At 67.5% G+C, this 9,944-nt stretch carries 6 protein-coding genes; 3 read left to right on the forward strand and 3 right to left on the reverse strand.

The window, feature by feature from the left end:
* Window positions 1-169 precede the first annotated feature (169 nt).
* Window positions 170-4,129: a GH92 family glycosyl hydrolase gene (locus DIZ26_RS23830; RefSeq protein WP_232828551.1), complete on the reverse strand. Its 3,960-nt coding sequence runs from the start codon at window positions 4,127-4,129 to the stop codon at window positions 170-172.
* A gap of 298 nt (window positions 4,130-4,427) precedes the next feature.
* Between DIZ26_RS23830 and DIZ26_RS23835 the strand changes: the two genes are divergently transcribed.
* Complete coding sequence (locus DIZ26_RS23835) at window positions 4,428-5,336, forward strand: NAD-dependent epimerase/dehydratase family protein (RefSeq protein WP_232828552.1); 909 nt, start codon at window positions 4,428-4,430, stop codon at window positions 5,334-5,336.
* Window positions 5,333-7,543 carry a glycosyltransferase family 2 protein gene (locus DIZ26_RS23840; protein WP_112245141.1) on the forward strand — a complete coding sequence of 737 codons (2,211 nt, stop codon included), beginning with the start codon at window positions 5,333-5,335 and terminating at the stop codon, window positions 7,541-7,543. The genes DIZ26_RS23835 and DIZ26_RS23840 overlap by 4 nt, the downstream gene beginning before the upstream one ends.
* Here DIZ26_RS23840 and DIZ26_RS23845 read toward each other — a convergent pair.
* A complete protein-coding gene (locus DIZ26_RS23845; protein WP_157979798.1) occupies window positions 7,458-7,898 on the reverse strand; it encodes a GtrA family protein in 441 nt (146 codons plus the stop codon). The genes DIZ26_RS23840 and DIZ26_RS23845 overlap by 86 nt on opposite strands.
* A 140-nt stretch (window positions 7,899-8,038) precedes the next feature.
* Between DIZ26_RS23845 and DIZ26_RS23850 the strand changes: the two genes are divergently transcribed.
* Entirely contained in the window at window positions 8,039-9,196 is a 1,158-nt protein-coding gene (locus DIZ26_RS23850; protein WP_112245144.1) for an NAD-dependent epimerase/dehydratase family protein, read from the forward strand.
* Window position 9,197: 1 nt separating this feature from the next.
* Here the strand turns inward: DIZ26_RS23850 and DIZ26_RS23855 are convergent, their stop codons facing one another.
* Window positions 9,198-9,929: a methyltransferase domain-containing protein gene (locus tag DIZ26_RS23855; protein WP_112245146.1), complete on the reverse strand. Its 732-nt coding sequence runs from the start codon at window positions 9,927-9,929 to the stop codon at window positions 9,198-9,200.
* Window positions 9,930-9,944: the final 15 nt, after the last annotated feature.

The raw sequence follows: 9,944 nt of genomic DNA on the forward strand, positions 1-9,944 counted from the left end.
AATATGTGGACAGATCTGCACCGAGGCAACCTATCCGCCGGCCCGGTCGTCAGTACGGTGTGAAGGGGTGGCAGGCCGGGCGGGGTCGCCACCCCTCCATTTCTTTCTGAAACGGGACAGACGTCCGGCGGAACCTCTCAGGGGCAGGCTCCGCCGGACGTATCTTTTGTCAGCCGTAGTTGCGGTCGATCGACTGCGACGGCGTCGGGCTCGGCTTGGCCTCGGCCACCCGCTGGTCACTCGGATGCGTACCCGCCTCGACGCCCTTCAACGTGCCGAGCAGTTCGAGCTCGGACAACGTCACCCCGTCAGCCCCGGCGGCCGGAGTCAGCACCAGCCGGTACTGCGTGAACGCCTTCGGCGAGGCGACACTGAACGACCTCGTGTACGCCGGCCATGCCCACGTCTCGCCGCTCCGCTTGTCCACCGGGGTCCAACTGGTCCCGTCGTTCGACCCCTCCAGCACCCAGCCCGACGGTGCCGCACCGGTGTTCCCGCTGGTCAGGGTGTACATCGTCACCGGCCGGCCCGTCTGCAGGTTGACCGTCACGGTCGGAGTCGCCCCGGTCAGCGTGACCTGGGTCTTCGAGTCGTTGTCGGTCAGGGCCGAGACGTCGGCGCCACCGCCCGCGGTGACCGCGCCCTCGTCCTCGGTCGAGTCGCGCCACGTCTTCGGATCCTCGCCCGGCTTGGTGATCGAGGGAGGAGCGTCGTTCCGGCCGCTGCCCCAGCTCGACGGCTGGTCGGTCATGTCGAACTCGATCTTGCCGCCGTCCGCGATCAGCGAGTGCGGCAGCGCGGTCGAGGTCCACTTCTTGCCGTTGACCTTGATGCCCTTGACGTACAGGTTCTTCGCGCTGTTCTTCGGCGCGCTGACCACCAGTTTCTTGCCGTCGGCCAGCCGGATCGTCGCCTTGGTGAACAGCGGCGCCCCGATCGCGTACGTCGGTGAGCCGACCTGCAGCGGGTAGAACCCGAGCATGCTGAACAGGTACCACGAGGACATCTCGCCGTTGTCCTCGTCGCCGGGGTAGCCCTGACCGATCTCCGATCCGAGGTAGAGCCGGTTGAGGATCTCGCGCACCTTCTCCTGCGTCTTCGACGGCTGACCGGCGAAGTCGTACATGTAGGCGATGTGGTGCGACGGCTGGTTCGAGTGCCCGTACTGGCCCATCCGGACGTCACGCGCCTCGAGCATCTCGTGGATGGTGCCGCCGTAGCCGCCGGTGTGCAGCGCGTCCTCCGGCGTACTGAAGAACTCGTCCAGCTTCTTCGCCAGGCCATCGCGACCGCCGTACAGGGCGGCGATACCGGCGCCGTCCTGCGGGGCGGAGAACGCCATGTTCCACGCGTTGGTCTCGGTGTAGTCGTGACCCCAGTCCTGCGGGTCGAACGTGGTCGGCGAGTTGCCCCAGACGCCCTGCGGGTCCTTGCCCTGGAAGAAGTTGAGCGCCGGGTCGAAGAGCGTCACGTAGTTGCGCGCCCGGTTCAGGTAGTAGTGGTAGTTGTCGAGGTACTCCTGCTTGCGCGGGTCGCTCTTCTTCGCCTTGTCGTACAGGGCCTTCGACAGGTTGGCGATGCCGAAGTCGTTGATGTAGCCGTCCATCGACCAGCTGAAGCCCTCACCGGTGGTGTTGGCCGTGTAGCCGTTGAACACCGACCGGTCCAGACCCTTGCGGCCGACGTTGTCCGTCGGCGGCCGGGCAGCGGCGTTCTTGAGCGCAGCGTCGTACGCCGCCTGGATGTCGATCCCCTTGATGCCCTTGAGGTAGGCGTCTGCGAAGGCCACGTCGGAGCTGGTGCCGACCATCAGGTTGGCGTACCCCGGCGAGGACCAGCGCGAGATCCAGCCGCCGTCCTTGTACTGCTGGACGAAGCCGTTCACCAGGGCCGCCGCGTCGTCCTGCGAGAACAGCGAGTACGCCGGCCAGACGGTCCGGTAGGTGTCCCAGAACCCGTTGTTCACATAGGTCTGGCCGGACACGATCTTGGAGCCGGTCTCGGTCGGGGTGTCCGCGCCGATCTTCGGCGAGGTCGGCGAGGCGTAGGTGATGACCGGCTTCTTCGCCGTACCGGTGTTCTCGGAGCCGTTGTTCGGGTAGAGGAACAGCCGGTAGAGGTTCGAGTAGAGCGTGTGCAGCTGGTCGGCGGTGGCACCCTCGACCTCGATCGTGCTGAGCTTGGCGTCCCAGGCGTCCTGGGCCGCCTTCTTCACCTTGTCGAACTTGCTGTCGGCCGCGAGCTCGAGTTCGAGGTTCTTCTTCGCCTGCGCGGTGCCGATCAGCGAGGTAGCCATCCGCAGCTGAACCTGCTTGACCGAGGGATCGAAGGAGAAGTAGCCGCCGACGTTTGCGCCGCCGCCGTTCGCAAGCTTGCCGGAGGCAACCACCTTCTGGTCGACCACGCCGTACACGAACAACCGGCCGGCGCCGGTGGACAGCCCTGACTTGATGTCGCTGAAGCCGCTGACCACGCCGGTCGCCGCGTCGAGCGTCAGCCCGCCGTTGTTGTTGGCGTTGTCGAACACCAGCGACGCCTTGCCGGCCGGGAACGAGAACCGCAGCATCGCCGCGTGGTCCGTCGGGGCCAGCTCGACCGCGTTACCGTTGTCGAAGGTGACGCCGTAGTAGTACGGCCGGGCGATCTCGTTGTCGTGGCTGAACGCCCAGGCCCGCGCCTCACGGTCCGCGGTCGGAGTGTCTGCCGTCGACGGCATCACCTGGAAGGTCTGCCGGTCACCCATCCATGGGCTCGGCTCGTGGCTGATCGAGAAGGCCTGGATCTCCGGCTTGTTCTGGTCGTTGTTGCCCTTGGCGTAGTCGTACAGCCAGGAGATCGAGCCGGCGTTGGTGACCGGGGTCCAGAAGTTGAAGCCGTGCGGTACGGCGGTCGCCGGGAAGTTGTTGCCCCGGGAGAAGCCGCCGGTCGAGTTCGTCCCGCGAGTGGTGATCGCCAGATCGGACGGGTGCTTCTTCGCCGTCTTCTGCGCCGCCGCATCGGGATCGATCGCCTTGGCGATCCGAATGTCGTCGATCCAGCCGCGGAAGTCGGCCGGCCCGGACGGCTTGTCGTACCCGATCAGGATGCGCGCGATCGTCTTACCCGCGGCGACCTTTCCGAGGTCGGCCTCGATGTTGTTCCACTGGTTGGTGGACAGGCCCTTCGCCTCGCCCTGACCACGCGGGCTGAGCGCGAAGCCGTGGTGGTCCTTGGCGCCCAGATCGCTCAGGTAGGTGCCGTCGGTGAACGCCAGGTCCACTGCCGCGTAGGTGCTCGGATAGCTCAGGTCGCCCTCGACGTGCTCGGGGAAGATCTTGTAGCCCAGCCGGGTGTCCTTGCCGACCTTGAGATCCACGTCGGCGATCTTGTTCCAGGTGAAGCCGCGGCCCTCGGCCGTCTGGTGTCCGGCGTACCGGAAGGACTTCACGCCGGTGAAGCCGGTGCGGGCCCGGGCGTTGTAGGCGCTGGTCGGACCGGAGTCGAGCCGCGACTCGGCGGTCGGCCCGGGTGGCGGCAGCGGGTCTCCGTTCGACAGGTACCAGTCGGCGAGCTGGACGATGTTCTCGCCGTGGTTCTGGGTGATGTCGAGCTTGTAGAACGTGTACGGCGTGGCGTTGTCGAACGTGTACTCCTTGGTCTGGAACCGCGACGCGAAGTCCTCGTTCGTCCTCGTGTCCAGCGTGGTCCAGGTGGTGCCGTCGTTCGAGCCGGACACGGTCCAGTTCTTCGGGTCGCGGCCGTCGGCGTCGTTCGCCGAAGTCAGCGCGTACTTCTTGATCGTCACCGGGACCGAGGTCTGGTACGTCAGCCACCCGGTCGGCTCGAACACCAACCACTTGGTGAACTTGTCGCCGTCGGCGGCGTTCGTCGCGATCTCACCGCCTCCGGTGTTCTCGCCGTTCGCCTCGACCTTGACGACCTTGTCCATCTCGCTGCCGCCGATCCCGGTCGGCGTGGGGCCTTCGACACCGCCGGTCCGGGGCTTCCCGTCCGGACCGGTCTCGACCGCATCGGTGTAGCCGGGCTGCGGCTGGCCCGGCTCGAAGGAGGTGAAGAAGGAGGACCCGGTCACGGTCGGCTGGCCGGTGGCCTGGGCCCCGATGGGTACGGCGGCGCTCGCTGACGTCATGGCAGTCATTGTCACCACAAGGCCGAGAGACGTGACGAGCCCCAGAGGGCGGCGGAGATTCATCTACGCTCCTTGGACGGGAAGAGCGGCGGCCGGCAGCGCCGATCGCCGGTGGTACGCGGCCCCGATGACAAGGTTGTCAGTCCGCGTCCGGGGTGATCCTGCCCATCATGATCACCCGCGGTCAAGAGTTCGTCGCGCACCGTTCGGAACTGGCCGCGCGCCGCCCGGTTCCGGCACCGCGACCGGCCGCGGCCGGCGCCTGCCGGTTTGGGGGTCCGGCGGTAGGTTGACCGGCATGGACGACAGGGTGCTGGTCACGGGAGCCGCCGGCTTCATCGGACGCGCGGTGGTGGCCGCGCTGCGGGAGCGGGACGTCCCGGTGACGGCCGTCGATCGGGAACCGCCGGATCCTTCGTGGGACTCAGGCGTGGAGGCGATCACCGGCGATCTCGCCGAGCAGGAGGTCTGCATCTCGGCCTTCGAGACCCGGCCGCGCGCAGTGGTCCACCTCGCCGCCCTGACCTCCGTACTTCGGTCCGTCGACGCCCCGATGCGAACCTTCGCCGAGAACGTCACGATCACCCAGGTGCTGCTGGAACTCTCCCGCGGCAGCGGCGTCGGCTCCTTCGTGCTCGCCTCCACCAACGCGGTCGTCGGTGACGTTGGTACGTCGACCATCACCGCCGACCTCCCGCTGCACCCGCTCACCCCGTACGGCGCGACGAAGGCGGCCGGGGAGATGCTGCTTTCGGCGTACTCAGGCAGCTACGGCCTCAGTACTGCGGCGCTGCGGTTCACCAACGTCTACGGGCCGGGCATGTCCCACAAGGACAGCTTCGTGCCGCGCCTGATGCGGGCTGCGCTCAGCGACACCGGCGTCCGGGTGTACGGGGACGGGCAGCAGCGCCGGGACCTCGTGTACATCGACGACGTGGTCGGAGGGATCCTGCTGGCGCTGGAGACGGGCTACAACGGCCGGGCGATCATCGGCTCGGGCAACTCCGTATCCGTGCTCGAGCTGGTCGACGCAGTACGAGCAGTGACCGGTGCTGCGATCCCGGCTGAGCACGTGGACGCGCCTGCTGGGGAGATGCCTGCCGTCGTGGTCGACGTGTCGGCCAGTGCCGAGTCGCTGGGTTACCGGCCGAGTGTGTCGCTGTCCGACGGCTTGGCGCGCACCTGGAAGTACTTCCGCGACCAGTGAGCGGAGTACTGCGTAGGCACTGGCTGCTCGCCATCTTCCTCGTGGCGGGCACGCTGCTCCGCGTGTTGGCGACGATCGCCTACCGGCCCGCGATCATCTACGCGGACTCGGTGCACTACCTGGAGAACATGAAGGAGCTGAAGCCCGATCAGCTCAACCCCATCGGCTACGACCTCGTACTGCGTCCGCTGGTGGACCTGGGCGGCCTGACCTTCGTGGTGATCGTGCAGCACCTGGTTGGGCTCGGCCTGGGCATCGCGCTCTACGCACTGGCCCGGCGACTCGGGGTCTACCGCTGGCTGGCCGCAGTGGCGGCCGCGCCGGTCCTGCTCGATGCCTACCAGGTTCAGATCGAGCAGAACATCATGGCCGAGACCACCTTCGACGTACTGCTCGTCGGCGTGCTGTGGTTGCTCCTGGGTGGCGGGCTGCCGGGTTGGAAGCGCGCCGGCCTGGTCGGCCTCCTGCTAGGCGCCGCCTTCGCCGTACGCGCTATCGGCATGACCCTGCTCCTCGGCGTCGTGCTCTACCTCGTCGGAGCCGCCTGGCACCACAAGAAGCAGCTCGTACTGCGTACTGGTGCCGCCGTCGCTGGATTCCTCCTGGTCGTCGCTGCGTACGTCGGCTACTTCCACTCGGAGACCGGGCGCTGGGGTTTCACCGGCGCCGAGAACCAGGTGCTGTACGGCCGGACCGCTGTCGTCGCCGACTGCTCCAAGCTGCCGCTCGACGCGGGCACCCGGTTGTTCTGCCCGGTCGAGCCGCTCGGGCAACGACTGGGCGTCGACAAGTACGCGCACAACCACTACGGCGATCCGAACTGGCCGTCGCAGCCGCTGCCGCCGGGGACGACCAAGCAGGAGCTCGCTACGAAGTTCGCCCGGCTGGTGATCCAACACCAGCCGCTGGACGTCACGAAGGCCGCGCTGAAGGACTTCCTCAAGGGCTTCGCGCCGACCCGGACCACCTCGCCGGACGACGTACCGCTCGACCGGTGGCAGTTCCAGCTGACGTATCCGAACGGAGGCGACCAGAAGACTGCGGACGCGGCCCGGCAGTACGGCGGCTCTGATCCTCACGTACATCGCTGGGCGGCGAAGATCCTGCGCGGCTACCAGCTGAACGGTGGCTACACCTCCGGTCTCGCACTGGGCATCTTCGCGCTGATCGGCCTAGCTGCTGCAATCGGCATCGGCAAGGCTCGGCAGTCCGGACTTCGCGCTGCGGCGCTGCTACCAGCTGCTTGTGGGATCGTGCTGCTGCTCGGATCGGCCGCCTTCGAGTTCTCCTGGCGGTACCAGCTACCGGGACTCGTGTTCTTCCCGCTCGCCGGGGCGATCGGGTTGACCGCGATCCTCGGGCGCGACCAGGCGAGGCCCGCGCTCGCGCCGTACCCCGACAAGGTCGACTCCGAGGCTGTGGAGAACTTCCGCAAGGTGCACGGCGCACCGAGCTTCGCGCCGCTGGTCGTGGTGATTGCCGCCTACAACGAAGCCGGCGGGATCGGCGCGGTGTTGCAGAACATGCCGAAGGAGGGCGGGGGACTGCCGCTCGACGTACTGGTCGTTGTGGATGGTGCCTCTGACAACACCGCAGAGGTTGCCGCTGCGCACGGTGCTTACGTCTGCGAGGCACCTGCCAACCGTGGGCAAGGTGCTGCGCTGCGGCTGGGATACCAGTTGGCTGCGCAGGGCGGAGCGCAGTACGTGGTGACGACTGATGCGGACGGGCAGTACGACAACAGTGAGCTGGACGTGCTGCTGCAGCCGATCCTGGACGGCCAGGCCGACTTCGTCACCGGGTCGCGGCGGTTGGGTGAGGAAGATGCCGACAGCAAGTTGCGCTGGCTCGGCGTACGAGTATTCGCAGTACTGGCGTCGGTGCTGACCCGGCAGAAGCTGACCGACACGTCGTTCGGGTTCCGGGCGATGCGGGCTGAGCTGGCGTGCTCGGTGACGCTGCGCGAGCCGCAGTACCAGTCGTCGGAGTTGCTGCTCGGCGTGCTGGCCAGTGGAGCGCGCGTGGTGGAGCTGCCGATGACGATGCGGCGCCGCGGCGACGGGACGAGCAAGAAGGGTCCCGGCCTGGTGTACGGCGCGAACTACGCGCGGGTGATGACGACTACCTGGTGGCGGGAGTTCGTACTTCGACGTCGGCGGCCGGCGTGGCGAACACGTACCGGTCGAACAGCACGAACTTCAGGATGAACGTGAACCCGTTGGCGGCCAGGTAGGCGCCGCCGGCGAGCACGGTACGCAGCGAGTGGGCGTCGATCATCGTCCGGATCCAGTCGTCGGCGACCGTGGTCAGGAACGCGATGACGAAAGCCGAGCCGATCGTGATCAGGACGTACGGCAACAGTTCGCGGGTCGGGTGGGCCGGGCCCGTGCGGCCCCAGGCCCAGCGCCGGTTCAGCAGGTAGTTCGGGATCGCGCCGGCGGCAAACGCGATCACGCTCGCGGCCGTCGCCGAAGTACCGATCCAGTAGCAGAGGAAGAACACCAACTGACTGATCGCTGTGGCAACAACCGATGACGCTGAGTAGCGAACTAGAACCCGCACGGGCTCCATTGTGCACGCTCCGGAACAACAGGTGCGCTGATTCACAGCAGATTGCCAGCAGCCGCTCAGCTGATTGCGGCTAGAAGTGGGTAGACAGGGTAAGGAAGACACGACTTTTTCCGGAGCAAAGGGGTTACGCCGTGCGAGTTCTCGTCCTGGGTGGTGACGGTTACCTAGGGTGGCCGACCGCTTTGCATCTGTCGGACTGTGGTCACCAGACCGCGGTACTCGACAACTTCGCCCGCCGCGGCTACGACGAGGAACTCGGGGTGCAGAGCCTGGTTCCGATCGAGGACCTGGACACCCGGATCGCCGCCTGGCACGAGGTCTCCGGGCAGCGCATCACGGCGTACACGGGCGACCTGCTGGACGCGGACTTCGTCTACCGGGTGCTGGCCGAGTTCAAGCCCGAGGCGATCGTGCACTTCGCCGAGCAGCGGGCCGCGCCGTACTCGATGATCGACCGGCAGCACGCCGTCTACACCCAGCACAACAACGTGATCGGCACGCTGAACCTGATGTACGCCGTGGCCGAGCTCGACCCGTCGATCCACCTGGTGAAGCTGGGCACGATGGGCGAGTACGGCACACCCAACATCGACATCGAGGAAGGCTGGCTGGAGGTCGAGCACAACGGCCGCAAGGACCGGATGCTCTACCCGAAGAAGCCGGGCTCGTTCTATCACCTGAGCAAGGTGCACGACTCGCACAACCTGGAGTTCGGCTGCCGGATCTGGGGACTGCGGGTCACCGATCTCAACCAGGGCATCGTCTACGGTCAGCAGACGCCGCAGACCGCACAGGACGTCAGGCTCGCGACCCGGCTGGACTACGACGCCGTCTTCGGCACGGTGCTCAACCGCTTCGTCATCCAGGCCGTGCTCGGCGAGCCGCTCACCGTCTACGGCACCGGTGGGCAGACCCGCGGGCTGCTGGACATCCGCGACACCGTCGAGTGCATCCGGCTCGCCGTCGAGCATCCGGCCGAGGCGGGCGAGTTCCGGGTCTTCAACCAGATGACCGAGAGCTACTCGGTCGGCCAGATCGCCCAGCTGGTCAGCGAATGCTTCCCGGGCCCGGTGCAGGTCGAGCACCTGGAGAACCCGCGGGTCGAGCAGCCCGAGCACTACTACAACGTGAAGCACACCGGTCTGGTCGGCCTCGGCCTCCAACCGCACCTGCTGTCGGAGACGCTGATCGAGTCCCTCTTCGACATCGTTGCCGCGAACAAGGACCGCGTCGACCTGAACGCCCTGCTACCGACCGTCCGCTGGAAGGGCGGCGTCAAGACGAGCTGACTCAGCGGGTCGCCGCGACCAGCAGGACAGGCAGTACGGCGAGGAAGCGGTCGCGGCGGCCTCGATCGGCTTGGTCCGCGAGCCAGTCGTCGGCGTCTTGTTGGGTGATCAGGGCCTTGGCGACCGCGGCCGCCGCTGCCGACTCCAGTTGTGTCGCCAGCTGCGAGTAGTCGGTGACGATCTCGTTGTGCACGGCAACCTCGGGGTCGCGGAAGCCCTGGTCGAGAAGCAGGTCCCGGTAGCTCCTGGCCGCGCGCGGGGCCGGCGTACGGGACTCGAGGCCGAGCAGGACGACGTCGGTCAGGTCCTGGTCGGTGCCGTCGAGGAGCAGGAACCCGCAGTCCTGGCCGGCCAGCACGATCCGGCCACCCGGCCGGAGTACACGCCACGCCTCCTCGAGGCTCGGCCGGGGATCTTCGAGCAGATGGAACAGCCGGGCGGCGCGGTAGCCGTCGACCGAGGCGTCCTCCAGCGGCAGGTCGTCCGAGCGTGCCACGCGAAACATCGCGCTGGCCGTGCGCGACCGGGCGACGGCGATGGCGGCGGGATCCGGATCGACGCCGATCGCCTTCAGGTGCGCGGCCGCCAGCTCGGCGACCGCGTGTCCCGCCCCGCACCCGACATCGACCACCGTCGCCCCCGGCGAGGGGCCCAGCAACTCGTACGACGCCGCCCGCAACGCCCCCGCGCCGGGCAGCCCCTCGATCCGATCCAGAAAGCTCGCGTCACCCATACCCCCACGCTGCAA

It is taken from the genome of Kribbella monticola (assembly GCF_003261635.1).
GTDB lineage: Bacteria > Actinomycetota > Actinomycetes > Propionibacteriales > Kribbellaceae > Kribbella > Kribbella monticola.